This is a genomic window from Oerskovia sp. Root22, assembly GCF_001429135.1.
In the GTDB taxonomy this organism is placed as follows: domain Bacteria; phylum Actinomycetota; class Actinomycetes; order Actinomycetales; family Cellulomonadaceae; genus Oerskovia; species Oerskovia enterophila.
Window position 1 is genome coordinate 94753 of sequence record NZ_LMIL01000009.1, and the last position, 25384, is coordinate 120136.

General features: G+C 71.8%; 26 protein-coding genes. 18 read left to right on the forward strand and 8 right to left on the reverse strand.

Annotation, left to right across the window (positions count from 1 at the left end; translation table 11 throughout):
• The first annotated feature begins 42 nt into the window (after positions 1-42).
• From ASE15_RS10905 to ASE15_RS10945, 9 genes are all read left to right on the forward strand, one after another.
• On the forward strand, positions 43-984 hold the full coding sequence (locus tag ASE15_RS10905) for a PfkB family carbohydrate kinase (protein WP_235534368.1): 942 nt from the start codon (positions 43-45) through the stop codon (positions 982-984).
• A gap of 177 nt (positions 985-1161) precedes the next feature.
• On the forward strand, positions 1162-2322 hold the full coding sequence (locus ASE15_RS10910; RefSeq protein ID WP_056650467.1) for an ROK family transcriptional regulator: 1161 nt from the start codon (positions 1162-1164) through the stop codon (positions 2320-2322).
• A gap of 130 nt (positions 2323-2452) precedes the next feature.
• On the forward strand, positions 2453-3745 hold the full coding sequence (locus ASE15_RS10915) for an extracellular solute-binding protein (RefSeq protein ID WP_082608873.1): 1293 nt from the start codon (positions 2453-2455) through the stop codon (positions 3743-3745).
• Positions 3746-3903: 158 nt separating this feature from the next.
• Positions 3904-4857 carry a carbohydrate ABC transporter permease gene (locus tag ASE15_RS10920; protein ID WP_056650470.1) on the forward strand — a complete coding sequence of 318 codons (954 nt, stop codon included), beginning with the start codon at positions 3904-3906 and terminating at the stop codon, positions 4855-4857.
• Complete coding sequence (locus tag ASE15_RS10925) at positions 4854-5783, forward strand: carbohydrate ABC transporter permease (protein ID WP_056650473.1); 930 nt, start codon at positions 4854-4856, stop codon at positions 5781-5783. The genes ASE15_RS10920 and ASE15_RS10925 overlap by 4 nt, the downstream gene beginning before the upstream one ends.
• A gap of 10 nt (positions 5784-5793) precedes the next feature.
• Positions 5794-6765 (forward strand): ROK family protein, encoded by a 972-nt coding sequence (locus tag ASE15_RS10930; protein ID WP_056650476.1) that lies wholly within the window; start codon positions 5794-5796, stop codon positions 6763-6765.
• Positions 6765-7547: a glucosamine-6-phosphate deaminase gene (gene nagB / locus ASE15_RS10935; RefSeq protein WP_056650479.1), complete on the forward strand. Its 783-nt coding sequence runs from the start codon at positions 6765-6767 to the stop codon at positions 7545-7547. The genes ASE15_RS10930 and nagB overlap by 1 nt, the downstream gene beginning before the upstream one ends.
• Positions 7548-7661: 114 nt before the next feature.
• Positions 7662-8012 carry a DUF3039 domain-containing protein gene (locus ASE15_RS10940; protein WP_056650482.1) on the forward strand — a complete coding sequence of 117 codons (351 nt, stop codon included), beginning with the start codon at positions 7662-7664 and terminating at the stop codon, positions 8010-8012.
• Positions 8013-8074: 62 nt separating this feature from the next.
• Positions 8075-9859, forward strand: a complete 1785-nt coding sequence (locus ASE15_RS10945; protein WP_056651390.1) for a DEAD/DEAH box helicase — start codon at positions 8075-8077, stop codon at positions 9857-9859.
• 72 nt (positions 9860-9931) lie between these two features.
• On the opposite strand, the gene ASE15_RS10950 is transcribed toward ASE15_RS10945, so the two are convergent.
• Positions 9932-11323 (reverse strand): nicotinate phosphoribosyltransferase, encoded by a 1392-nt coding sequence (locus ASE15_RS10950; protein ID WP_056650485.1) that lies wholly within the window; start codon positions 11321-11323, stop codon positions 9932-9934.
• A 200-nt stretch (positions 11324-11523) separates the two neighbouring features.
• Between ASE15_RS10950 and clpS the strand changes: the two genes are divergently transcribed.
• The 7 genes from clpS (at position 11524) to rdgB (ending at position 16042) form a co-directional block, all read left to right on the forward strand.
• Positions 11524-11787 (forward strand): ATP-dependent Clp protease adapter ClpS, encoded by a 264-nt coding sequence (gene clpS / locus ASE15_RS10955; protein WP_056651395.1) that lies wholly within the window; start codon positions 11524-11526, stop codon positions 11785-11787.
• On the forward strand, positions 11787-12446 hold the full coding sequence (locus ASE15_RS10960) for a DUF2017 family protein (protein WP_056763335.1): 660 nt from the start codon (positions 11787-11789) through the stop codon (positions 12444-12446). Before clpS ends, ASE15_RS10960 begins: the two co-directional genes overlap by 1 nt.
• Before the next feature lie 135 nt (positions 12447-12581).
• Entirely contained in the window at positions 12582-12737 is a 156-nt protein-coding gene (locus tag ASE15_RS21195; RefSeq protein ID WP_168210118.1) for a hypothetical protein, read from the forward strand.
• Between the two features lie 168 nt (positions 12738-12905).
• Complete coding sequence (gene murI, locus ASE15_RS10965) at positions 12906-13709, forward strand: glutamate racemase (protein WP_056650490.1); 804 nt, start codon at positions 12906-12908, stop codon at positions 13707-13709.
• The gene (locus tag ASE15_RS10970) at positions 13709-14584 is read left to right on the forward strand and encodes an MBL fold metallo-hydrolase (RefSeq protein WP_056650492.1); all 876 of its coding nucleotides are present in this window, start codon (positions 13709-13711) and stop codon (positions 14582-14584) included. The genes murI and ASE15_RS10970 overlap by 1 nt, the downstream gene beginning before the upstream one ends.
• Before the next feature lie 19 nt (positions 14585-14603).
• Complete coding sequence (gene rph / locus ASE15_RS10975; RefSeq protein ID WP_056650494.1) at positions 14604-15362, forward strand: ribonuclease PH; 759 nt, start codon at positions 14604-14606, stop codon at positions 15360-15362.
• 14 nt (positions 15363-15376) lie between these two features.
• Positions 15377-16042, forward strand: a complete 666-nt coding sequence (gene rdgB, locus ASE15_RS10980) for an RdgB/HAM1 family non-canonical purine NTP pyrophosphatase (RefSeq protein ID WP_056651398.1) — start codon at positions 15377-15379, stop codon at positions 16040-16042.
• A gap of 332 nt (positions 16043-16374) precedes the next feature.
• On the opposite strand, the gene ASE15_RS10985 is transcribed toward rdgB, so the two are convergent.
• Positions 16375-16791, reverse strand: coding sequence for a DUF3054 domain-containing protein (locus ASE15_RS10985; protein ID WP_082608876.1), 417 nt, complete (start codon positions 16789-16791; stop codon positions 16375-16377).
• 145 nt (positions 16792-16936) lie between these two features.
• On the opposite strand from ASE15_RS10985, the gene ASE15_RS10990 reads away from it, so the two are divergent.
• A complete protein-coding gene (locus tag ASE15_RS10990; protein ID WP_056650498.1) occupies positions 16937-18637 on the forward strand; it encodes an ABC-F family ATP-binding cassette domain-containing protein in 1701 nt (566 codons plus the stop codon).
• Between the two features lie 10 nt (positions 18638-18647).
• Here ASE15_RS10990 and ppk2 read toward each other — a convergent pair whose 3' ends face one another.
• From ppk2 to ASE15_RS11015, 5 genes are all read right to left on the reverse strand, one after another.
• Entirely contained in the window at positions 18648-19502 is an 855-nt protein-coding gene (ppk2, locus tag ASE15_RS10995) for a polyphosphate kinase 2 (protein ID WP_056650501.1), read from the reverse strand.
• A 111-nt stretch (positions 19503-19613) separates the two neighbouring features.
• Positions 19614-20294 carry a Pr6Pr family membrane protein gene (locus ASE15_RS11000; protein WP_235534371.1) on the reverse strand — a complete coding sequence of 227 codons (681 nt, stop codon included), beginning with the start codon at positions 20292-20294 and terminating at the stop codon, positions 19614-19616.
• On the reverse strand, positions 20291-20860 hold the full coding sequence (locus tag ASE15_RS11005) for an NUDIX hydrolase family protein (RefSeq protein ID WP_056650504.1): 570 nt from the start codon (positions 20858-20860) through the stop codon (positions 20291-20293). The genes ASE15_RS11000 and ASE15_RS11005 overlap by 4 nt, the downstream gene beginning before the upstream one ends.
• A gap of 119 nt (positions 20861-20979) precedes the next feature.
• Positions 20980-22614 carry an aspartate aminotransferase family protein gene (locus ASE15_RS11010; protein WP_056650507.1) on the reverse strand — a complete coding sequence of 545 codons (1635 nt, stop codon included), beginning with the start codon at positions 22612-22614 and terminating at the stop codon, positions 20980-20982.
• Entirely contained in the window at positions 22601-24019 is a 1419-nt protein-coding gene (locus ASE15_RS11015; protein WP_235534373.1) for an MFS transporter, read from the reverse strand. Before ASE15_RS11015 ends, ASE15_RS11010 begins: the two co-directional genes overlap by 14 nt.
• 157 nt (positions 24020-24176) lie before the next feature.
• On the opposite strand from ASE15_RS11015, the gene trxA reads away from it, so the two are divergent.
• Positions 24177-24566, forward strand: a complete 390-nt coding sequence (gene trxA / locus ASE15_RS11020; protein ID WP_056650509.1) for a thioredoxin — start codon at positions 24177-24179, stop codon at positions 24564-24566.
• An 80-nt stretch (positions 24567-24646) separates the two neighbouring features.
• Here trxA and ASE15_RS11025 read toward each other — a convergent pair whose 3' ends face one another.
• Entirely contained in the window at positions 24647-25342 is a 696-nt protein-coding gene (locus tag ASE15_RS11025; RefSeq protein ID WP_056650512.1) for an NAD(P)H-dependent oxidoreductase, read from the reverse strand.
• Positions 25343-25384: the final 42 nt, after the last annotated feature.

Below are 25384 nucleotides of genomic sequence, written 5' to 3' on the forward strand. Positions count from 1 at the left end.
CCGGGGCGTCCTGCTCCCGGAGTGATGGGGAAGGATGGGGGCGTGCTCATCTGCTGCGGTCTCGTGACCCTCGACCTGACCCAGGTGGTCCGCGCGCTCCCGGGGCCGAACGCGAAGGTCGTGGCGCTCTCGCAGAACGCGACCTTCGGAGGTCCGGCAGCCAACGCGGCAGCGACGGCCGCGGTGCTCGGCGTCCCCGTCCGGCTGGTGACCGCTGTGGGTTCGGGTGTGCTCGCGGACGTCGTGAGGGCAGAGGTCGCTGCCGCGGGGGTCGAGCTGGTAGAACCCGTCGACCGTGCGGAGGGTGCCGTCCCGCCGGGCGGAGCGAGCGGCCCGGCCGTGTCCACGGTGCTCGTGACCGCGGGGACCGGAGAGCGGGCCGTGGTGAGCACGAACGCGGCGAACCGGCCGGTCGCGCTGCCGGACGGGTCGCTGCTCGACCGTGTGTTCGGACCCCGGCCGAAGGGCCGCGACGAGGGGAGGGTCTCGTCCCTGGAGCGGGACGTCCTGCTCCTCGACGGGCACCACCCGGCGCTCGCCTCGGCAGTGGCGCTTCGAGCGCGAGCCGCTGGGTATGCCGTCGTCCTCGACGGCGGGTCGTGGAAGGACGGGACGGCCGATCTCCTTCCGCTGTGCGACGCGGTCGTGCTCTCGGAGGACTTCCGTGTCCCGGACGTGCCCGTCGGCCGCGTGCTCGACGCGGTCGCAGAGCTCGGCCCGTCGTTCGTCGCGCGCTCGCGCGGGGCGGCGCCGCTCGAGCTGCTCGACAAGGGCGCCAGGTCGACCGTCCCTGTCCCGGTGGTCCACGAGGTCGTCGACACCCTGGGGGCGGGTGACGTGCTGCACGGTGCGTTCGCCGCCGGAGTCGCCCGCGGGGGGCCGTGGGAGCGCGCGCTCGAGGAAGCGGCCGTGGTCGCCTCGCGTTCCGTGACCTTTCCGGGCGCCAGGGGATGGATCCACCAGAGCGGCGCGTCAGACCGCTGACCAGCGACGACGCACCGCATGCCCGAGGCGCGCGACCTGGCGGCGGGTGCCCGCGGGGTGGCGTAGAGCCTCAGGCTCGTGCCGCATATCGCGGGAGTGTGAACGAAGTACAACGGTTTGGACACGACGCGCTGAACGGGTTGACACGCGCTTAGTAAAGGAGGTCTACTAACAAACATGACAACGGCAGTCACGAGAAGTGCAGCAGCACGGAGGGGTCTGAGCACAGGCCTCCGACCCACCTCCAAGGTGCTCCCCGAGCACGCTCGTGCGCACAACCGGTCGTTGGTCCTCCAGCACCTGTTCCACGAGGGGCCCACCTCGCGTGCGGACCTGGCTCGCGCCACCTCGCTGACGAGGGTGACCATCTCCGACCTGGTCTCGGTGCTCATCGCCGAGGGGCTGGTCGAGGAGCTCGGCATCCGCCCGGGACAGCGCGTGGGCAAGCCCGCGATCCTCATCGGGATGCGGACGAGCGCGTACCAGATCGTCTCGGTCGACCTGACGGACGACGCGCTCATGCGCGGCGCGGTCATGTCGCTCACGGGCGACTTCGTGGTCCGCCAGAGCCTCGCGATCGAGGGCCGTGCCGGCACCGAGCTGGTGGACCTCCTCACACGCTTCTGTCGCGGGCTCATCGCCGTCGCGACGCGCCCTGTCCTCGGCGTGGGCATCGGTTCGCCTGGAGTGGTCGACACCGCCGGGCGCGTCATCGAGGCTCCGAACCGTCGCTGGTACGACGTGCCGCTCGCCGAGCAGCTCGCCGAGAGTCTCGCTCTTCCCGTCCACGTCGCGAACGACGCGAACATCGCCGCGCTCGGCGAGTTCACCTTCGGCGGCGCGGACGGCACCGGGCTCATGGTCCTCACGGTCGGTGAGGGTGTCGGGGCCGGCATCATGCTCGACGGGTCCAGGGTTCGCGGCGCGGTCGACGCGGCCGGCGAGCTGGGGCACGTCACCGTCGTCGACGACGGACTGCCCTGTGCCTGCGGGCGCACGGGCTGCCTCGAGACCATCCTCTCCGTGCCGGCGCTCCGCCGTGCCGTCGAGGGGCTCGACAAAGAAGCTTCCGATGCCGTCCTGGCGTCGGTCGGCAGGCTCCTGGGCATCGCCCTCGCTCCTGTTGTCTCAGCGCTCAACCTCGGCGAGATCCTCATCAGCGGTCCCGCGGACCTGCTCGACGGTCCTCTCCGTGATGCGGCGATCGACACCATCAACGCTCGGACCATGCCGGCGATCAACGCCGGTCTCGAGCTCCGGATGGCTTCGCTCGACGAGGACGTCGTCCTCGCCGGGGCAGCCGTCCTCATCCTGTCCGGCCAGCTGGGCGTCTCGTGAGCTCGTCTCACAGCCGTCGGGCTGACCCGGTCCTGCAGTAATCCCAGTAGCAGTACCGCAGTACCTCCCGTATCACCTCAGGTGGTGTCATCGACGCCGCCACTTCGAATTACCGAGAGGAAGTACCCCAGTGAAGAGGAACCGCCTCGTTGCCACCACGGTGGCTTCGACGATCACCCTGGCGCTCGCGCTGACCGCTTGTGGCTCCGGCGACTCCGGCTCCGGCGACGGCGCTTCGGGCGACGCCGCGAAGACGGGCGACATCCGCGTCTGGCTCGTCGGCACCGACACGCCCGCGGACGCTCGCGAGTACCTCAAGACGACCTTCGAGAAGGAGAACCCCGGTTCTACCCTCACCATCGAGGAGCAGTCCTGGACGGGTCTGGTCGACAAGCTCACGACCTCGCTCGCCAGCTCCGACAGCCCCGACGTCGTCGAGGTCGGCAACACCCAGGCCGCCGCCTTCACCTCGGCCGGCTTCTTCACCGACCTGACGGACAAGTACGAGGCGCTCGGCGGCGACGACCTGCTCCCCGGCTTCGTCGAGGCCGGCACGTACGACGAGAAGTTCTACGCAGCCCCGTACTACTCCGGTGCACGTGCAGTCTTCTACTCGCAGCAGATCGTCGGCGACGGCTTCGTCGCCCCCGAGACGCTCGACGACTACGTGGCGCAGGGCAAGGCCCTCACGACCGACACGCGCTCGGGCATCTACTGGCCTGGCCAGGACTGGTACAACGGTCTCCCGTACATCTGGGAGAACGGTGGCTTCATCGCCGAGAAGAAGGGCGACAAGTGGGAGGCCGGCTTCTCCTCCGAGGGTGGCATCAAGGGCCTCGAGCAGATCCAGGACGTCATGCTGACGGCCTCGAAGGCTCCGAAGGACGGTCAGGAGACCGACCAGCAGATCCCCTTCTGCGAGGGCAACATCGGCTTCCTCTCCGCGCCCACGTGGGTCCAGTGGTCCATCAAGGCTGAGGAGACGGCCGAGGCGCCGGGTTGCGCCACGACCTATGGCTCCGACCTGCACGCCTTCGCCCTGCCGGGCAAGGAGGCCGGCACGGCCGCTCAGGTCATGGCCGGTGGCTCGAACATCGCCATCGCGACCAAGTCCCAGAACCAGGAGCTCGCGCTGAGCGCGCTCGAGATCATGCTGAGCGACGGCTACCAGGAGATCATGGCCACCAACGGTCTGATCCCGGCCAAGGTCTCGCAGGCCAAGTTCCTGCCGGACGACGAGATCACGCAGGCGGGCGCCGCTGCCGCAGCTGCTGCCAAGCTGACCCCGGCTTCCCCGAAGTGGGCCGACGTCGAGGCCAAGCGCTACCTCCAGGACGCATTCGTGCAGCTCGCTCAGGGTGGCGACGTCCAGGCGATCGCCACGAAGCTCGACGAGCAGATCGAGTCGACGCTCAACAGCTGATCCCGGATGGCCCTCCCGTGCGGGAGGGCCATCGACCAGATGCCGCAGGGGTGGGAGTTCCGCGGAGCTCCCACCCCTCGGCATGACTGGACCCCCTCGCACCACCTGCCTCCGCACGGTCCTGCTCGAACCGTGCAAGCCCTCGACGGAGTGAGAAAATGAGCTCATCCACCCTCGAGTCGTCCCCAGCGGTCGAGCTGAAGGACACTCTCAAGCCCCCGAAGAAGCGGTCATCCAAGCTGCCCTGGCTCTTGCTGGCCCCTAGCCTCCTGGTCCTGGCCATCATGGTCGGTTACCCGTTGGTCAACCTCTTCATCATGTCGTTCCAGAAGTACGAGCGAGCCCAGCTCATGGGAGTCCCTGCCGAATGGGTGGGCTTCCAGAACTACACCGACACGCTCACCGATCCGGTCTTCTGGACCGTCCTCGCCCGCAGCTTCGCCTTCATGGTGGTCTGCGTGTTCCTGACGATGGCCATCGGCATCCTGCTCGCGCTGCTGATGATGCGCCTCAACAAGTTCTTCCGTCTGCTCGTCTCGATCGGCCTGCTGCTGGCTTGGGCCATGCCCGCCCTCGCGGCCGTGATCGTGTGGGGCTGGATCTTCGACACCCAGTACGGGGTGGTCAACAACGTGCTGACGAAGATCACCGGAGACAACTGGATGGGCCACTCGTGGCTCATCAACCCCTTGATGTTCTACATCGTGGCTGCCCTGATCATCGTCTGGCAGAGCGTGCCCTTCGTGGCGTTCACCATGTACGCCGGTCTGACCCAGGTTCCCGGTGAGGTCCTCGAGGCCGCCTCGCTCGACGGGGCGACCCCGGCCCAGCGCTTCCGCCTGATCATGGTGCCCTACGTGCGGAGCATCATCGTCGTCCTCATCATCCTGTCGATCATCTGGGACCTGCGCGTCTTCACCCAGATCTTCGTTCTCCAGGGCATCGGCGGTATCGCCGAGAAGACCAACACCATCGGCGTGTACATCTACCAGATGGGCATGGCCCAGGGGCACTACGGAACCGCAAGCGCGATCGCGGTGATCCTGGTGTTCATCATGATGGGGATCTCGTACTACTACGTGCGTCAGACCGTCAAGGAGGAAGAGCTGTGAGCACCCTCAACCCGACCGTCGCAGGGACCGCCACGACGGCACCTCGATCCTCGGGGAGCGGCCCGCGCAAGACCCGTGAGGGACAGCGCAAGAAGGTCTCGAACGTCGTCTACAGCGTGATCGCCGTGATCGTCTTCGCGGCCTCGGCCTTCCCGGTCTACTGGATGATCAACTCGTCCTTCCTGCCGACGAACATGATCCGCAGCACGGACCTGACGTTCTTCCCCGGGTCCTCGTTCACGATCGACAACTACAAGAACGCGATCTTCGACCAGGAGCGCGCACCGTTCCTGCCCGCCCTGGGCAACTCGGTCATGGTCACGTTCTTCGTCCTGATCGTGTCCATGGTCCTGGCCTTCCTGGCCTCGCTCGCCGTGACCCGGTTCAACTTCAAGGGCCGCAAGGCCTTCATCATCGCGATCCTCGCGGTCCAGATGATCCCGGGCGAGGCCATGATGATCTCGATCTTCCGGATCATCGACGGGTGGCAGCTGCTCAACTCGATCATCGGCCTGGGCATCGTCTACCTGTCGGGTGTTCTTCCCTTCACCATCTGGACGCTGCGCGGGTTCGTCGCCGGGGTGCCGGCCGAGCTCGAGGAGGCGGCCATGATCGACGGCTGCTCGCGCGCCAAGGCCTTCTGGCGGATCACGTTCCCCTTGCTGGCGCCGGGCCTCGTGGCGACGGGAGTCTTCGCGTTCATCCAGGCCTGGAACGAGTTCGTGATGGCGTTGATCATCATGACGCGACCGGAGTCCATGACCCTGCCGCTGTGGCTGCGCACGTTCCAGCAGGCCACGCAGGCCACCAACTGGGGTGGCCTGATGGCCGGCTCGGTGCTGATCGCTATCCCGGTCGTCATCTTCTTCCTCATCGTCCAGGGGCGGATGACCGGCGGTCTCGTCTCAGGTGCGGTGAAGGGCTGACGTGAGTGAGGTGAGCACGGCTACCTCGTCGCTCGGCGAGGCAGCCGCACTACCGGGCGGCCATTCGGTCGGGCTGGACGTCGGTGGGACCAAGGTCCTCGGCGTCCTGCTCGGACCGGACGGAGCGATCGAGGGGTCGGTCAAGCTGCCGACCGTCCGCGGCCCGCAGGGCGTGGTCTCGAGCGCAGCCCAGGCCGTCAGGTCCCTGACGGACGCGGCGGGCCTCGCGCCCGCCGCGCTCGCGGGCCTCGGCCTGGGCGTGCCCGGGCTGGTCGACCCGGAGAGCGGATCGGTGATGCACGCGGTGAACCTCGGGATCGAGGGAGAGCCGTTCGGGCTCGCCCACGAGCTCTCGGCCCTCTTCGGCGGGATCCCGGTGGACGTGGACAACGACCTGAACGTGGCGGCGCTCGGCGCCTCGCACGCCATGGGCCCGGACGGTCAGGACCTGGCGTTCCTCGCGCTCGGGACGGGGCTCGCGGCAGGCATCGTCCTGGGTGGCGAGCTCCGACGAGGCGTGAGCGGGGCTGCTGGTGAGATCGGACACATCCCCATCAATCCCGAGGGTCCGCTGTGCGCGTGCGGCCAACGAGGCTGTGTCGAGACCTATGCTTCGGGGACCGCGCTCAGCGCGCGGTGGCCCTCGAGGTTCGGTCGCCCGGCCCCCGCGGAGCTCTTCGAGGCGGCAGCGGCCGGAGACTCGGAAGCGCTGAGGATCAGGGACGAGTTCGCCGCCGCGGTGGCGAGTGCGGTCCGCATCCTCGAGCTGACGGTCGACGTGCAGCACGTCGTCCTCGGGGGAGGGGTCACCGGTCTCGGCCAGCCTCTCCTCGACGTGGTGCGCAGCGCGCTCGTCGCGCAGTCGAGCACGTCGCCGTTCTTGTCCTCCCTGGAGCTCGAGAAGCGTGTCTCTCTGGCTCCGAGTGATGTGCCCGTTGCCGCGGTGGGAGCAGCCATCGCCGGCCGTAGGAAGGTGTCCTGATGGAAGTTGTCATTGCCCCCGCCGATCAGCTCGCGGTGCTCGCCGCAGACGCGATCGACAAGCTGGTCCGCGCGACCCCGACCGCAGTCGTGGGCCTGGCGACCGGCTCGAGCCCGTTGAAGGTGTACGACGAGCTGGTCCGGCGCCACACCGAGGAAGGGCTCTCGTTCGCGCAGGCCAAGGCCTTCATGCTCGACGAGTACGTCGGGATCGCGGAGGACCACCCGGAGCGCTACCGCAACGTGATCGAGAAGGAGATCGCCTCGCGCGTCGACTTCGCTCCCGGTGCGGTGCAGGGGCCTGACGGCAACGCCGAGGACCTGGTCGCCGCGTGCGCCGACTACGAGCGCAAGATCGTCGACGCAGGGGGCGTGGACCTGCAGATCCTCGGGATCGGCACCGACGGGCACATCGCGTTCAACGAGCCGGGCTCGTCGCTCGCCTCGCGCACGCGTATCAAGACGCTGACGGCCCAGACGCGTGAGGACAACGCGCGCTTCTTCGGCGACGACCTCGCACAGGTGCCGCAGCACTGCCTCACGCAGGGGTTGGCGACCATCATGTCGGCCAAGCACCTCGTGCTCCTCGCCTCGGGCAAGGGCAAGGCTGAGGCGGTCCACCAGCTCGTCGAGGGCCCGGTGTCCGCGATGTGGCCCGCGACGATCATGCAGATGCACCCGCACGCGACCGTCCTCGTGGACGACGCCGCGGCCTCGCGCCTGCAGCTCGGCGACTACTACCGCCAGACGTTCCTCTCGAAGCCGGAGTGGCAGGGCCTCTGACCCCAGCTCTCCCAGGCCACCCCTCCGGGGAGGCCGCAGGACAACCCGCCGACCCTGGTCACGCCCCTGACCCGGGTCGGCGGGTCTCTTCTTCCCCGACGTAGACTCGAGACCATGATCGAACCCCTGACCACCCCCACCAGCGGACCCGCCGCAGGCAGCCCGGCCGGACCGGAGCCGCTCGTTCCGGACAGCGACCCGAACGGCGGGACGTCGACGAGCGTCCTCGAGCGCACGGAGACCACGGCCGAGGTCGAGCCGGGGGATCACGAGCGTTTTGCGCACTACGTGCGCAAGGAGAAGATCATGCAGTCGGCGCTGTCCGGCAAGCCCGTGATCGCCCTGTGCGGCAAGGTCTGGGTCCCGGGCCGCGACCCCAAGAAGTTCCCGGTCTGCCCCACGTGCAAGGAGATCTACGACGGCCTTCGCGCCCCGCAGGACGGCGAGGGTGATTCCGGCAAGTGAGTGGACAGCCTCTCTCGAACTCGTCCGCTCGCCCGTCCTCGAACCTTCCCCCCTCGGCCCCGCTGGGGGCCTCGTCGGCTGCTGCCTCGCACCTGTCGCCCGCGTTCCCCCGCCGTGCCCCGTGGGGCACCGCCTCCAAGCTGCGCGCATGGCAGGCAGAGGCGCTCGAGACCTATCGTGCACGCGCCCCGCGTGACTTCCTCGCGGTCGCTACCCCTGGCGCCGGCAAGACGACGTTCGCGCTGCGCGTCGCGACCGAGCTCCTCGAGCAGGGTGTCGTCCGGCGCGTGACGGTCGTCGCGCCCACCGAGCACCTCAAGCACCAGTGGGCCGACGCGGCCGCGCGCGTCGGGATCCGGATCGACCCGAACTTCCGCAACAGCCAGGGCCGCCATGGCGCGGGCTACGACGGGGTCGCTCTGACGTACGCCCAGGTGGCGGCCAAGCCGGCGCTCCACACGGCGCGCACCGAGGCCGAGCGGACCCTGGTCATCCTGGACGAGGTCCACCACGGCGGCGACGCGCTGTCCTGGGGAGAGGCGGTCCGGGACGCTTTCGAACCCGCGACCAGGCGCCTGGCGCTGACCGGTACGCCGTTCCGCTCGGACACCGCGGCCATCCCGTTCGTGACGTACGAACGAGGGGCCGACGGGATCCGGCGCTCCTCGGCGGACTACACCTACGGCTACGGCGACGCGCTGCGCGACCACGTCGTGCGCCCGGTGATCTTCCTGTCCTACTCGGGGCAGATGCGGTGGCGGACCAAGTCCGGTGACGAGGTCAGCGCGCGCCTGGGCGAGGCGCTGACCAAGGACATGACGGGCCAGGCGTGGCGGACCGCGCTGGACCCGGAGGGTGAGTGGATCCCGTCGGTCCTGGCCGCCGCGGACAAGCGTCTGACCGAGGTCCGTCGGGCGATCCCCGACGCGGGCGGCCTGGTCATCGCGACCGACCAGACCGACGCGCGTGCCTACGCAGGGCACCTGGCTCGGATCACGGGGAAGTCGCCCACGGTCGTGCTGTCCGACGACGAGGGCGCGAGCGGGCGGATCGACGAGTTCTCCGACGGCGACGCCCGGTGGATGGTGGCGGTCCGCATGGTCTCCGAGGGAGTCGATGTCCCCCGCCTCGCCGTGGGCGTGTACGCGACGTCGACCGCGACGCCGTTGTTCTTCGCCCAGGCGGTGGGGCGGTTCGTGCGTGCCCGACGCCGCGGTGAGACCGCGTCGGTCTTCCTTCCGAGCGTGCCGCACCTGCTGGCGCTCGCGAACGGCCTCGAGCTCGAGCGCGACCATGCGCTCGACCGCCCGCTCACGGCCGAGGAGCAGGGGGACATGTACAACCCCGAGGACGCGCTCATGGCAGCCGCGAACCGGGAGGACAAGGCGTCCGACGACCTCGCGGACGGCATGCAGGGCTCGTTCCAGGCGCTCGAGGCGCAGGCCTCGTTCGACCGCGTGCTGTTCGACGGGGGAGAGTTCGGGACCGAGGCCGACGTCGGGTCGGACGAGGAGCAGGACTTCCTGGGGCTGCCCGGTCTGCTGGACGCGGACCAGGTGACGAGCCTGCTGCGTCAGCGCCAGGCCGACCAGATGACCGCCCGGACCAAGAAGGCCAAGAGCTCGGAGGCCGAGCGCAGCGAGCTCGAGCACCGGCGGGCCGCCGAGCTGCGCAAGGAGCTGTCCCAGCTCGTCGGCGCGTGGGCGCGCCGGAGCGGGCAGCCGCACGGCACGGTCCACACCGAGCTGCGCCGCCGGTGCGGTGGGCCGGAGGTCCCGCTCGCGACGGTCGCTCAGCTCGACGCGCGCGTGGCCGTGCTCCGCGGCTGGTTCGTGGGCAAGAAGTAGCGGTCGTCGTCGCGGCGCGCTCCGCGACCGCAGAGGGCCCGCACGCTCGGTGAGCGTGCGGGCCCTCTCGCGTCAGTCGAGGCGGCGCACCACGGTCGGCAGCGCAGGGTCGCCCGCGGACAGGCGCCGGGCGCCGCGAGGAAGCTCCGCGCGTGCCTCGGCGTGGCGCCTCGCCGCGTTGTGCACGCCGTACGCGCCGATCCAGCGGGAGTCGACCGCGCCGTCGACGACGAGCGGGACGTGCAGGGGACGCAGGTCCTCGTCGGCGTCGGCCTCCCAGGCCGCGACGACGTCGTCGGGCCCGGTGACGAGGACCTCGGCGACGGCCCGCCCGTCGTCGCCGAACTGGCGGGCCGCGGACTTGCGACCACCCGTGCTTGTCTTGGCGGTCGATGCCTTCGCGACGGGCTGCAGGATCCCGTCGGCGTCGGCGCGGGACACGAGCTTGTAGACCATGCCGCACGTCGGGGCGCCCGAGCCCGTCACGAGCGAGGTGCCCACGCCGTAGGCGTCGACGGGCGCCGCCGCGAGCGCGGCGATCGCGTACTCGTCGAGGTCGGAGGTCACGGTGATCCGGGTGTTCTGGGCGCCCAGCCCGTCGAGCTGCTTGCGGACCTCGACGGCCTGGATGCCGAGGTCCCCGGAGTCGAGGCGGACGGCCCCGAGCCCGGTCCCTGCCGCGGCGATCGCGTTCTTGACGCCTTGGCGCACGTCGTAGGTGTCGACGAGGAGCGTGGTCCCCGCCCCCAGGGAGGCGACCTGGGCCGCGAAGGCCGAGGGCTCGTCGTCGTGCAGGAGCGTGAACGCGTGCGCGGCGGTGCCGATCGTCTCGATCCCGTACCGGCGCCCGGCCTCGAGGTTGGACGTCCCCGCGAAGCCGGCGACGGCCGCGGCGCGCGCCGCCGCGACGGCTGCGTGCTCGTTCGCCCGCCGCGAGCCCATCTCGAGGCAGGGGCGCTCGACGGCGGCGCTCGTCATGCGCGAGGCGGCCGAGGCGACCGCGGAGTCGTAGTTGAGGATCGAGAGCACGAGCGTCTCGAGCAGGACGGCCTCGGCGAACGTGCCCTCGACGACCATGACGGGGGACTGGGGGAAGAACACGTCGCCCTCGGCGTACCCGGTGATCGAGCCCGTGAACCGGTAGCCCGCGAGGTAGTCGAGCGTGCGGTCGTCGACCACGCCCGCCTCTCGGAGCCAGTCGAGCTCGAGGTCGGTGAACCGGAACGTCGCGAGCGACTCGAGGACGCGACCGGTCCCGGCGAGCACGCCGTAGCGGCGTCCAGCGGGCAGGCGTCGCGTGAAGACCTCGAAGAGGCAGTGCCTCTCGGCGGTGCCGTCGGCGAGCGCGGCCTGGAGCATCGTGAGCTCGTAGCGGTCCGTCAGCAGCGAGGTCTGGGCGGAGGGGGCGAACGGGGCACGGTGAGCGGCCGGGGCGCCGGTGCCCGGGCGGTCTGCGGGACTCATGTGCCCAACCTAGGGCAGAAGCGGCTCGGGGGGCGTGCGTGCCCGCACGAGCGGGCGCACGCACGAGCCGGCCGGGGCGCCCTGCACCCGCGTTCAGGGCTCCCACCTGCGCATGGACGGCGCGCGGCGGGTGGTGGGGCACCGCATAGAGTGGGGTCGTGACTGGAACGGCGACAGCGGGGCCTCGCCTCGACGAGGAGATCGACACGCGGGAGGGGCTCTCCCTCGCCGACACCTGGGTGACCCTCGTGTGGAACGACCCGGTGAATCTCATGAGCTACGTCAGCTACGTCTTCGAGAGCTACTTCGGGTACAGCCAGCAGAAGGCCAAGACGCTCATGCTCCAGGTGCACCACGAGGGCCGGGCGGTGGTCTCGTCCGGTGGGCGGGAGAAGGTCGAGGTGGACGTGCAGGCGATGCACGAGTTCGGGCTGTGGGCCACGATGCAGCGGAGCGGGGAGTAGTGCGCCCGTTCCGTCGGGCGCGCCGCGGCTACGTCGCGGAGCTGAGCGCCGCCGAGCGGCTCGTCCTCGCGCACGTCGTGGGTGACGTCGTCGAGCTGTTGCAGGAGCAGGTGGGCCCCGGGAGCGAGGAGGTCGCGCCGCCCTCGGAGGCCGCGACCATCGAGGGCGTCGCTCCGCTCTCCGCGCCTCCCGAGGAGGTGCGCGCGCCCACGGACCCTGCGGTCCGCCGTCTGCTCCCTGACGCCGCTCCCGAGGACGCGGGGGTCTCGGCCGAGTTCCGCCGGTTCACCCAGGGCGACCTGGCGGCCGAGAAGTCGCAGCGGCTGCTGCTGCTCGCGGACCTCCTGCTCGCGGGGGACCCGCAGGACGCGGAGGCGCTCACGCCGCTCGTCGTCCGGCCCGACGACGCACGTCGCGTCGCGGGGGCCCTCACCGACGTCCGGGTCGTCCTGGCGGAGCGCCTCGAGCTGCGCACCGACGACCAGGTGGAGGACCTGCACGACGAGGTGCTCGCACGCGAGGCCGCTGACGTCGAGGAGGACGAGGGCGCTCCCGACGCCGCCAGGCGGTTCCTCGCGAGCGTGTTCCTCATGTCGGGCTGGCTCCAGGAGTCGCTCGTGGACCTGATGCTCGCCGAGGTCCGCCGCTCGCCCCGCTGAGTCGCGCAAACGACCTAGCATGCTTGTAGGTCACTCGCCACATTTCTGTCAAGATGCGCAGAGGGTGAAGTGGTGTCAGGATTGTCCTTGTTGAACCGGGACGTCCGCGTCCCGGCCGAGAGAAAGAGGGACAACATGCCTACGTGGCTCATCATCCTGCTCGTCGGAGTCGTGCTGCTCGTGTTCGGTGTGGCCGTCGAAGCAGCGAAGTTCCTGATCTGGCTCGGCATCATCGTGCTCGTCGTCAGCCTCGTCGTGGGGCTGATCGGACGGGGCAAGGCGAAGGTCTAGGCAGCCCGGGTCGCCGTCCTGACAGGCAGACCCGGGGCCAGGGCCGGAGGGCGCCGCACGTACGTGCGGCGCCCTTCGTCGTGCCCGGCGCCCCTTGTGTCGGTCGACACAGGGGTGCCGGGGCGCCGGAGACGTCCAACCGGGGTGGGCGGCACTAGGCTCGACCCCGTGAACGACGCACCCATCGGCATCTTCGACTCGGGAGTCGGGGGACTCACCGTCGCCCGCTCGATCCTCGACCAGCTGCCGAACGAGTCGCTGCTGTACATCGGGGACACGGCGAACAGCCCGTACGGGCCCAAGCCGCTCGCCGCGGTGCGAGCCATGGCGCTCTCGATCATGGACCAGCTGGTCGACGAGGGCGTCAAGATGCTCGTCATCGCGTGCAACACGGCGTCGTCCGCGGTGCTGCGCGACGCGCGCGAGCGGTACACGGCGCGCTACGGGATGCCCGTGATCGAGGTCATCCTGCCCGCGGCGCGCCGCGCGGTGGCGGCGACCCGCACGGGGAACATCGGCGTGATCGGGACGCGGGGGACCATCGAGTCGCGCGCCTACGACGACGCGTTCGCCGTGGCCCCGGGGCTGCGGCTCACGTCGCAGGCCTGCCCGGAGTTCGTCCGCCTCGTCGAGGCCGGGGTGACCTCGGGCCCCGAGGTCCTGGAGATCGCGCACGAGTACCTCGCACCGGTGCGCGCCGCCGGGGTCGACACCCTGGTGCTCGGCTGCACGCACTACCCGCTGCTCGCGGGCGCCATCTCGTACGTCATGGGCGACGAGGTCACGCTCGTCTCGAGCGCCGAGGAGACCGCGAAGGACGTCTACCGCACGCTCGTGGCGCACGGCCTCGAGCGCTCGCGCGAGGCAGGTGCGCCGCGGCACCGCTTCCGCGCGACCGGGAGCGCCGAGCCCTTCGACCAGCTCGCGCGTCGGTTCCTCGGGCCCGAGGTCTCGCTCGTGGAGGCCGTCTGATGCGGCTGGTCGTCGTCGGCTGCTCCGGCTCGTTCGCCGGCCCCGACTCTCCTGCGTCCTCCTACCTGGTCCAGGTGCCCGCCGCGGACTCGCCGGACGGGCGGGAGTGGAACCTCCTGCTGGACATGGGCAACGGCGCGCTCGGTGCGCTCCAGGGGATCCTCGACCCGCGCCGGCTCGACGCGATCGGCCTGTCCCACCTGCACCCCGACCACTTCGTGGACGTCTGCGGGCTGTACGTGTACCTCAAGTACCACCCGGACCGGCTCACGGCGGCGGCCGCCTCGGGCACGGGAGCGGACGTGGCCCCCGTCGCCCCTGGTGGGTCCGCCGACCAGGCCACGGCGGGCACGCTGCCCGTGTGGGGCCCCTCGAACACGGCCGAGCGGATCGGGGCGACCTACGGCCTGGAGGCGGGGGAGTCCCTCGAGTCCCAGTTCGACTTCCGGGCGTGGGTCCCGGGGCAGGTCGTCAGTGTCGGCCCGCTCGAGATCGAGCCGTTCCGCGTGTTCCACCCGGTCGAGGCCTACGGCGTGCGCGTGACCGGGCCCTCGAGCCTGGCCCCGGGGGAGCGGGTCACGCTCGCGTACACGGGCGACACCGACGTCTGCGACGGCGTGGTCGAGCTGGCCCGTGGCGCCGACCTGCTCCTGGCAGAGGCCGCGTTCCACGAGGGGCGCGACGACGCGGTCGACCGCGGCATCCACCTCACGGGACGGCGGGCGGGCGAGGTCGCCACCGCGGCGGGCGTCAAGCGCCTGGTCCTCACCCACCTGCCCGCGTGGAACGACAAGCGGGCCGCGCGCGACGAGGCCACCGCGGTCTACGCGGGTCCGGTCGACCTCGCCGCGACGGGCCGGGTCTTCACGCTCTGAGCCCGGATAGGCTGGCTCCATGACTTCAGCCTCCACCTCCCAGACCGTCCGCGCGGACGGCCGCGCGCCCGACGAGCTCCGTCCCGTCACGATCACCCGGAACTGGCTCGACGCCGCCGAGGGCAGCGTGCTCGTCGAGTTCGGCCGCACGCGCGTGCTGTGCGCGGCCTCGTTCACCGAGGGCGTGCCGCGCTGGCGCAAGGGCTCGGGTCAGGGCTGGGTCACGGCCGAGTACTCGATGCTGCCGCGCGCGACCAGCACCCGCAGCGACCGCGAGTCCGTCAAGGGCCGCATCGGCGGGCGCACGCACGAGATCTCGCGCCTCATCGGCCGTTCGCTGCGTGCCGTGATCGACGTCTCGGCGCTCGGCGAGAACACGATCGTGCTCGACTGCGACGTCCTGCAGGCCGACGGCGGCACGCGCACCGCGGCCATCACGGGCGCGTACGTCGCGCTCGCGGACGCCGTGACCTGGGGCAAGAAGCACGGCGCGATCAAGGGCGGCAAGAAGGTCCTCACGGACTCGGTGTCGGCCGTGAGCGTCGGCATCATCGACGGCACGCCCATGCTGGACCTGCCCTACGTCGAGGACGTGCGCGCGGACACCGACATGAACGTGGTGGTCACGGGCTCGGGCGACTTCGTCGAGGTGCAGGGCACGGCCGAGCACGCGCCGTTCAACCGCACCGAGCTCGACGTCCTGCTGGACCTCGCCCTCCACGGCACGTCCGAGCTCGCGATCATCCAGCAGCTCGCGCTCGACGAGGCGTCGCGGTGAGCGCTGCGTCCGGCGTGAGCGTCCCGGCCGGCGCACGGCTCGTGCTCGCGACCCACAACGTGGGCAAGCTCGCCGAGCTGCGGGCCATCCTCGCGGCCCAGCCGGGCCTGGACCTGCCGCCCGAGGCCGTGGTCTCGGCGCGCGAGGTCGGAGCGCCGGAACCCGTCGAGGACGGCGTGACGTTCGCGGAGAACGCGCTCATCAAGGCTCGAGCGCTGGCTGCGGCGACCGGCCTGCCCGCCGTGGCGGACGACTCGGGGCTCGCGGTCGACGTCCTGGGCGGGGCGCCGGGGATCTTCTCGGCACGCTGGTCCGGTCGTCACGGCGACGACCAGGCGAACCTCGACCTGCTGCTCGCACAGCTCGGTGACGTTCCCGCCGGGCACCGGGCTGCGGGCTTCGTGTGTGCTGCCGCGCTCGTGACGCCGGGTGGGGGAGAGTGGGTGCGCACCGGTGAGATGCGTGGCACGCTCCTGACCGCCCCGCGTGGCGAGGGCGGGTTCGGCTACGACCCGATCCTGCTCCCCGACGGCGAGACCCGCTCGGCCGCCGAGCTGTCGGCCGCGGAGAAGAACGCGATCAGCCACCGCGGCAAGGCGTTCCGCGCTCTCGCGCCGCAGGTCGTCGCGGTGCTCACGGGGACGGCCGTCGACGAGGTCCAGGTCCAGCCGCTCGCCTGAGCTGCGCGTGGCGACGGCCTGCCTGGTCGCCGGGGTGCCCCGGTCGCCGGGGTGCTCCGGTCGCCGGGGTGCCCGGTCGCCGGGCCACCGGTCGGATCGGCGACGAGCGTCCGAGCGAGCGCGACCTCCGGGTCGCGCTCGCTCGGACGTCGAGCCGCACGTCGAGAACGACGTTCCGTGCGCTCGACCACGATGTTGCGGCCGCCAGACCGGGCAGAACGATCTCCACCTCGTTCTCGGCACCAGGGGGTGCAGGGCATCGAGCGGTGCTCGGTCACGAGACGGGCTACCTTCGCCCGCGCAGGGGGCCCCAAGTCGCGAGACGTACCGCCCTACCGGCGCCCGCGCAGCGTGACCACCAGGAGCGCGACGAGCCGCCAGCCCACGAGCGTCGCGAGCAGGAACGCTGCCGACACCACGAGGAACGCGGTCGCCAGCCCTTCGCCCGTGGCCCAGCGCAGCGCCATCCCTACGACCCACGTCGTGACCCACAGCACGAGGCCCGTCGGCCAGGCCGCGATCGGCCGGCGCCACGCGCGCAGCAGGACCCAGCCCGCGGCGAGGCCCACGAGGAACGGCCAGGCGATCGACAGGACCGCGGTCAGCGGGCTGTCCGCGGAGTGCGTCGCCCGGCCTCCCGCCGCGAACGCGAGGACCGCGACGACGTCGAGCACGACGGCCAGGGCGACGACGCCCGTCCGGACGGTCGGGCGGGTCGGGTTCGGGGCGGTGGCAGGCGTCGAGGTCATGGCCACGACGCTACCGGAGCACCACCCTCTCCTGGCTCCCCGCGGCGCCCTGCCCGCTGTTGCGCGGGCCACGTCCACGGCCGGGACGAAGGCCAGGCTGGAGGCAAGTGCGCGCTCGCCCGTCGGCTCCCTCTAGGGTTGACCCGTGCACCTGGCTGTCGACGACCTCTCCTTCTCCTACCCCGGACGCCCCGTCCTCTCGGGCGTCTCCCTGCGCGTCGCCCCCGGCACGCGCCTCGGCGTGGTCGGTGAGAACGGCAGCGGGAAGTCGACGCTCCTGGGCGTCCTGGCCGGGACGCTGCCGCCCGGCGGAGGTGACGTGCGCCGCCAGGGCTCGCTCGCCGTCGTCGAGCAGGAGCTCGTCCCGCTGCCCGGTCAGACCGTGGGCGACCTGGTCCGCGACAGCCTCGCGACCGTGCGCGCCGTGGGAGCGGAGCTCGACGCCGTGACGCGCGACTTCGACCACGAGCACGGCAGCCTCGCCGAGCTCTCGGACGTCCTGGCCCGCGCCGAGCACCTGGCCGTGTGGGACGCCGACCGTCGCGTCGAGGTCGCGCTGTCCCGGCTGGGCGCGTGCCGCGACCCGCACCGCGAGCTCCTGACGCTCTCGGTCGGCGAGCGCTACCGCGTGCGCCTCGCGTGCCGCCTGGCCGAGCGCAGCGACCTGCTCCTGCTCGACGAGCCGACCAACCACCTCGACACGAGCGGCATCGACTTCCTCACGGGCGAGATCGTGGCGTGGGGCGGCGGGATCGTCATGGTCACGCACGACCGCCAGCTGCTCGACGACGTCGCGACCGAGATCCTCGACCTCGATCCCGCGATGGACGGCAAGCCCGTCCTGTACGGGCAGCCGGGCTACCTCGCCTACCGCTTCGCCAAGAACCAGGCCCTGCACCGGTGGCGTCAGCGCTACCGGGCCGAGCGCAAGCGTGCCGAGAAGCTCGCCGAGCGCCTCGACGCGTCGTACGAGGGGCTCTCCGACGAGTGGCGACCCGCCAAGGGGAGCCAGAAGCACCGTCGTGCGACGCACGCGCGCATCCACGTCAAGGCCGCGGACCGGCTCGTGCAGAAGCTCGAGGCCGAGGCCGTCGAGGTGCCCGTGCCCCCGCTCGAGCTGCGCTTCCCCGACCTGCTGGCCATGTCGCCCGGGTGGGCCCCCGACCTGTCGCTGCTCGAGGTGCGCAGCCCGCGCGTGGACGCGGGGCCGCGCGAGCGTCAGAGCGAGCCCGGCGGCCGTCCCGACGGCGACGACGTCCCGGCTACCGCTGCAGCACCCGCCGGTGCCCGGCTCGATCTGCCCGGGACGCGCATCGCGATCCCGCCGTCGGGACGGCTGCTGATCACCGGGCCGAACGGGTCGGGCAAGTCGACCCTGCTCGCGGCGCTCGCGGGAACGGTCCGGCTCGACCGCGGCACGCGGTCCGTCGCTGAGGGGGTGCGGGTCGGGATCGTCGCGCAGGAGGGCCCCGTGCTCCCGCCGGGCGCCGAGGAGCGCACGGGCTTCGAGGAGTACGCGCAGGAGGCGCTCGACCTGCTCTCGGCCGGGACGCTCGACCCGGACCACCTGGTGCCCGTCGCGTTCCTCGGGCTGCTGACCGAGGAAGACCTGGACCGCCCGCTGCGCGAGCTGTCCGCGGGGCAGCGTCGGCGCTTCGACCTGGCCCGCGCGCTGCTCGCGGTGCCGCACGTCCTGCTGCTCGACGAGCCGACCAACCACCTCTCGATCGACCTGGTCGACGAGCTCACCCAGGCGCTGCGCGTCACGCCTGCGGCCGTGGTCGTCGCGACGCACGACCGCAGGATGCGCGAGGACTTCGCGGACTGGCCCACGCTCGAGCTCTAGAGCGCGCCGCTCAGAACCCGTTCTCGGGGTCGCCCAGGAGCTGGGCCACGTGGTCCGGGACGTAGTTCGCCAGCTCGCGCGGCGGGCGCACGTAGCTGCTCGACGCCTGGGGGCGGTCGGGCAGCACGACCTTGTCGTGCGGCACGTCGACGTACGGGATGGTCGAGAGCAGGTGGGCGATCATGTTGAGCCGGGCGTTCTTCTTGGAGTCCGACTCGACGACGAACCACGGGCTCTCGGGGACGTCGGTGTGCACCATCATCTCGTCCTTGGCGCGCGAGTAGTCCTCCCAGCGGTGGATCGACTCGAGGTCCATGGGGCTCAGCTTCCACTGACGCACCGGGTCGGACAGACGTGAGCGGAAACGCTTGAGCTGCTCGGCGTCCGAGACCGAGAACCAGTACTTGCGCAGCAGGATCCCGTCGTCGATGAGCATCTCCTCGAAGACCGGGGTCTGGCGCATGAAGCGCTGGTACTCCTGGGGGGTGCAGAAGCCCATGACCTTCTCGACGCCTGCCCTGTTGTACCAGGAGCGGTCGAACAGCACGATCTCGCCCGCCGCCGGCAGGTGGGCGATGTAGCGCTGGTAGTACCACTCGGAGCGCTCGCGCTCGGTGGGCGTGGGCAGTGCCGCGATGCGGGCGACGCGGGGGCTGAGGTACTGCGTGATGCGCTTGATCGTGCCGCCCTTGCCCGCGGCGTCACGACCCTCGAAGATCACCACGACCCGAGCGCCCGTGGCCTGCGTCCACTGCTGGAGCTTGACGAGCTCTGCCTGGAGCCGGAACAGCTCGGCCTCGTAGACCTCACGGGACAGGGACGGGGCCTTGTCCTTCTTCGACTTCTTCTTCGACGTCTTCGACATGGCGACACGCTACCGCCGCCAGGGGGCCGCTCCGGCAGGCGCGCGAGACGAGCGGTCCGGGCCGAGCGGGTGAAGATCAGGACGTCTCGCGAGCCCGACGGGACGCGGCCGTCAGCCCCGCGCGGGGGCCGGCTCCATGCGCCGGTCGATCCAGCCCAGGAGGGCCGCGAGCCCTAGGAACACCACGGCCACGATGCCCGTGTTGACCAGCGCCTGCGGGTACCCGATCTGGGTCACGTCCATGAACGGGTAGGGGTACCAGCGGGAGAACGCTCCCTGGACGAAGATGTAGACGATCCACGCGAGCGGAGCCACGACGGACCACCACACGGTCGCGGCGTCGATGCGCGGGCGCGGGCCCACGACGAGCCAACCCACGACCGCGAGCAACGGTCCCGCCTGGTGCATGAGGAGGTTCGTGAAGAAGCCGGCGACGCTCAGCTCGTTGAGCCCCGCGAGCACGGTGTTGTAGACGATCCCCGTCACGGCGATGCACAGCAGCGCGTCGAGCCGCGCGACGCGGAACACCCGCCCGTCGCGCAGCGGGTCCACGAGGAGCAGCGCGCACGTGACCCCGACGAGGATGTTCGACAGGATGGTGAAGTAGCTGAAGAAGTGGACGACGAGGTCCACGGTGGTGTCGCCCAGGAGCGGCCCGCGCCCGAGCGTGCCGAAGAGCTCCCAGACGACGCCGACGAGCGCCATGGCTGCGACGACGCCGTGCCACCAGCGGGCAGCCGTCAGGCCTCGCCATCCGGTGCTCGACGGCGAGGCGACGCGCGCCGTGCTCACGTGAGCCGGCCGACGTACGCCATCGCCTGGCGCAGGAGCGTGCCCTGCCCGCCGTGCATCTCGAGCTGCACCTGGTCGCTGCACGCCTGCTCGGGCGTGAGCCACGCCAGCTCGAGCGCCTGCTGCTGGGGCTGGCAGTCTCCCGAGACCGGGACGACGTACGCGAGCGAGACCGCGTGCTGACGAGGGTCGTGGTAGCCCGTGATGCCGGGTGTCGGGAGGTACTCGGCGACCGTGAACGGCTGCGGGGAGGCCGGGACGTGGGGGAGGGCCACCGGGCCCAGGTCCTTCTCGATGTGCCGCAGCAGCGCGTCGCGGATCCGCTCGTGGTACATCACGCGCCCCGACACCAGGGCCCGTGTCATCTGGCCCTCGGGCGTCACGCGCAGGAGCAGGCCCACCGCGACGACGTCGCCCGAGTCGTCGACCCGGACCGGGATGGCGTCGACGTAGACGAGGGGAAGGTGCGACCGTGCGGCCGCGAGGTCCTCGGCGCTCAGCCACCCGGCCGGCTGGGGGAGCTCACGGGAGAAGTCGTCGGGCGGGAAGTCCGCGGTGTCCGTCACCCGACTGTTCTACCACCCGCGCCCGTCCGTGCGCTGGACCGCGGGCGACGGGACCCCGACGGGAGGGGCGCCGCGGCGTCTCGTCGAGCGAGCACCGCGACGCCCTCTACCCGGGGGCCTCAGTCCTCGACCGACCCGGGAACGGGCTCGGCAAGCCGGGCGATGAGCTCGACGAGCAGGCGCTCGCTCACCGCGGGCGGCAGCGCCTCGACGAGCGCCAGGAGCGGGGCCATGGGCCCCGTGCCAGGCTCGGGCGTGTCGCCTCCGCGTGTGTCGGCGCCCCCCAGCACCGTGCGCTGCACGAGCTCCCAGGCCGTGGCCGAGTCGAGCGACCCGAGCGCGGCGACCGCGTCGGTGGGCTCGACGCCCGGGGCGAGGGTCGCGAGCAGCCCGGCCAGGACCTGCTGGGGGTCGGGCCGCGGCACACCGCGCACGGCTTCCGCGGCGTCGAGGAGCGCGGCTCCCAGCTCGCCGACGACGCCCGCCGTCACCGGTGTCACCGTGAAGTGCGTCGTGTGCGGCAGCCGCGAGCCGTCGGGCTGCGTGAAGCCCGGCTGGGGCTGGAGCACGAACCCGCTCGCGCGCACCGCGTCCGACCACACGTGCGGGTCGATCCGGCGGCCGGCAGGGACGGACTCGTCGGTCGCGACCGCCACGAGCGGTCCCACCGGGAGCCCGACGACCCGCAGGCCCTCGATCGACCCGAGCACCTCGTGCAAGGCGGACGTGGCCTCCGCGCAGCGGGCCGTCACGGCCTGGTAGCCGGGCACGCCGAGCGCCTGCGTCACGGCCCAGGCCGCAGCGAGCGGCCCCGCCGACTTGGAGCCCATGATGGTCGAGTTCACCACGGGGTAGCCGGGCCAGCGCGTCGTCGCGAACAGCTGGTGGCGCTGGCGGTCGCGGTCGCGTGTCAGGAGGACCGAGGTGCCCTTGGGGGCGTACCCGTACTTGTGGATGTCGGCCGAGACCGACGTGACCCCCGGGACGCGGAAGTCGAAGACCGGGACCTGGGCTGCGGCGTCGGGCCAGAAGGGCAGGACCCAGCCGCCCACGCACGCGTCCACGTGGACCGGCACGCCCAGGGCGCTCGCGGCCGCCGCGACCTCCTCGACAGGGTCCACGACCCCGTGCGGGTAGGAGGGCGCCGAGACCACGACGAGCGCGACGTCGCGTCCGTCGCCCACGGCCTCGGCCAGGGCGGCCGGGTCGGCGCGGCACGACGCGGGGTCGACGGGGACCAGCACGAGCTCGAGCCCCAGGTAGGCCGCGGCCTTGTGGAACGCGGCGTGCACGGTCGTGGGTGCGACGACGCGCAGCGCGAAGCCGAGCGTCGCGAGGGTGCGCGGCGACCCGTCGGCCTGTGCCGGCTGGGCGGCGAGGAACGCGTCGCGCGCGGTCTTGACCGCCAGCAGGCAGCTCTCGGTCCCGCCGGACGTCACGGTCCCGACGACGCCGCTCGCGTCCTGCGCGCCCGTCCCGTGCAGCATGTCGCGCGCGAAGGACACGAGCTCGCGCTCCATGACCGCGACCGACGAGAAGGTCGTGGGGTCCAGGGCGTTGAGCGGCTGGACCGCGCGGATCGCGTCGCCGGCGAGAGCGTCGAGCTCGGCCAGGTCCGGGTCGTAGACGTACGAGAGCACGCGGCCCCCGTGCGTGGGGGCGTCGGCCGCTCGCAGTGCTGCGAGGCGGTCGAGGATGCCCTCGGTCCTCAGGACGGTCGGGGCGGGCAGGGGGGTGTCGTCAAGGGCGCTCATGCGCGGCGGACTCCTCGGTGGGCACGTCGATGTCGCCCCTGCGCAGTCGATAGCGTACGAGGGCGACGAGGCTCAGCGCGACAAGAACCGCCGGGACCAGCGAGAACGAGAGCGCGATGCCGTCGATCGCGGCGCTGGACTGCTCGGGCGTGACTCCCGCGCTCGAGGACTGGTAGCCCGTGACCCACTGCACGAGGCTCAGCAGGCCGGCGCCGAACGCCATGCCCGTCGTCTCGCCCGCGGTCCACACGCCGCTGAACGCCCCGCCCCGGTCGGCGACACCGGGTGTGTTGCGCGCGTCGTGCGCGATCACGTCGGGGAGCATCGCGAGCGGCAGGGCCTGCATGCCCGCGTAGCCGACGCCCGCGAGGGCCGTGGGCAGGTAGACCCAGGCCCCCGGGGCCCATGCGAGGGGCACCATGCACAGCGTCGCGAGCGCGAACAGCGCGCTCGCGAGGATGAAGCTGCGCTCCTTGCCGACGCGGCGCGCGAGCCGGTTCCAGAGCGGCATGACGAGCAACGCGGGGGCGATGAGCGCCGCGAACAGCAGGCTCACCGCGAGGTCCGACTCCAGGACGTACGTCGCGACGTAGTTCGCGGCCGCGAGCATGAGGCCCGTCGCGAGCGCCTGGAGGAAGAACGCGGTCAGCAGCACGCGGAACGGCTGGCTCCGGCGCAGGGTCGAGACCGCCTCGGCGACCGCGATCCGGAAGGCTCCCAGCGCCGAGACCGCCGCTGCCGGGGCCGCGGCCTGCACGCCCGGGGGGAGCGGCGCCGTCGGGCCTGCTGCGCGTGCGCCGCGCGGGGCCACGCGCGACGCGACGAACATGCCTGCCCCGATGACCAGGCCCGCGACCACGCCGAGCGTCAGGTACCCGGACAGCGAGCTCGTCTCGCCGCGCAGCACCGGGCCCCCGGCCCCGAAGAGCAGGATCGCGAACGCGAGCGTCGCCACGCGCCAGCTGATGAGGCGCGTGCGCTCGTCGTACGTCGGGGCGATCTCCGCGGGCAGCGCGATGTACGGGACCTGGAACATCGAGAACGCGGTGGCCGCGAGCAGGAACGCGACCAGCACCCAGATCGAGGCGGCCACGGTCGAGGCCCCCGCAGGCACGGCGAACGTCAGCGCGAAGAACACCGGGATCGCGACCGCGCCGATCGTCATGAAGCGCCGCCTGGACCCGGTGCGGACCAGATCGCGGTCGCTGCCGTACCCGATGAACGGGTCGATCACGACGTCCCAGACCTTGGCGCCCGTGACGACCAGGCCCGCGACCGCGGCCGGGACGGCGAGCGCGTCGGTCAGGTAGTACAGGAGCATGAGGCCGGGCAGCGTGCCGAACCCACCCGTGCCGACCGAACCGATGGCGTATCCCGCGATCGTGCGCGGCCTGAGGCGTTCCACGCGCCACAGCCTAGACGTGACCTCGCTCACGGCCGTGCAGGCCGGGCGGACGGGGGTCGACCGAGCCGACGGCACGCGCGGATTCCCACCCGCCGCGCCGGGAATACCCGGCCGCGGCAGGTTGCTGCACCTGGTGAACCCCTCAGGAAGGACCTTCATGGCAACCCAGGAACTCACCGGCGCCACGTTCGAGCAGACCATCAAGGACAACGACATCGTCCTGGTGGACTTCTGGGCGTCGTGGTGCGGCCCGTGCCGCCAGTTCGCCCCGGTGTTCGAGGCCTCCTCGGAGACCCACCCGGACGTCGTGCACGGCAAGATCGACACCGAGGCCGAGCAGGGCCTCGCGGCCGCGGCGAACATCACCTCGATCCCGACGCTCATGGCGTTCCGCGAGGGCGTGCTCGTCTTCTCGCAGCCCGGCGCGCTCCCCGCACCCGCTCTCGAGCAGGTCGTCGAGGCGGTCAAGGGCCTCGACATGGACGACGTCCGCGCCCAGATCGCCCAGGCGCAGGCCGCCGGGTCGAACGGTCAGGCGGACGCCTGACGCTCTGGCGCACGCAGCACGCAGCTCGACGAAGGACCCCGGCTCCGGCCGGGGTCCTTCGTCGTCCCGGGGTCAGGCGCTCAGGCCGCGGGCCCGACGGGCGTCGGGCTCGGCAGGGCGTGCCGCGCGGCCTCCTGCGCGTCCAGGTCGCGGCGGCGCCGGACTGCGCGGTCGCGGACGGCTCCCGACGGCTCGGGGAGCTCCGCGGCGAGGCGCTCGAGGCGCCGGAGCCAGCGCTCGCGCCGCGCCGGCGAGACCTGGGCGACGCGCGCGTGGTTGACCCACCGGACCCGCCGCACGCCGAGCTGGCCGAAGACCCCGCGGGCGACGACCCTCTGGACCGGCGCGCCGAACCACGTGCGGTAGAGCGGGCCGGGGGTCGTCATGGTCGTCACGAGCGTGACCCCCGACAGCCCGAGCAGGCCCTGGAGAGCCCCGACCCTGTTCTCGGTGTAGGCGAACCCGGGCACGAGGACCTTGTCGAAGAAGCCCTTGAGGCGCGCGGGCATGACCTCCCACCAGACCGGGTGGACGAGGACGAGGTGGTCGGCCGCGGCCAGCCGCTCCTGGTACTCCGCGGCCCGTGGGTCCACGGTCCGTCCCTCGCGCCATGCGCCCAGGTCCGCGCGCCGGACCACGGGATCGAAGTCGTCGAGGTCGAGGTCGATCACGTCGACCTCGTGCCCGGCCGTCGTGGCGCCGCGGATCGCGGCTGCGGCGAGCGCCCGGCTGTAGCTGCCCTCGTAGGGGTGGTCGATCACGAGCAGGACGCGCATCAGAGTCTCCTTAACGTCGTTCAATCTAACAGCGTTAGAGTT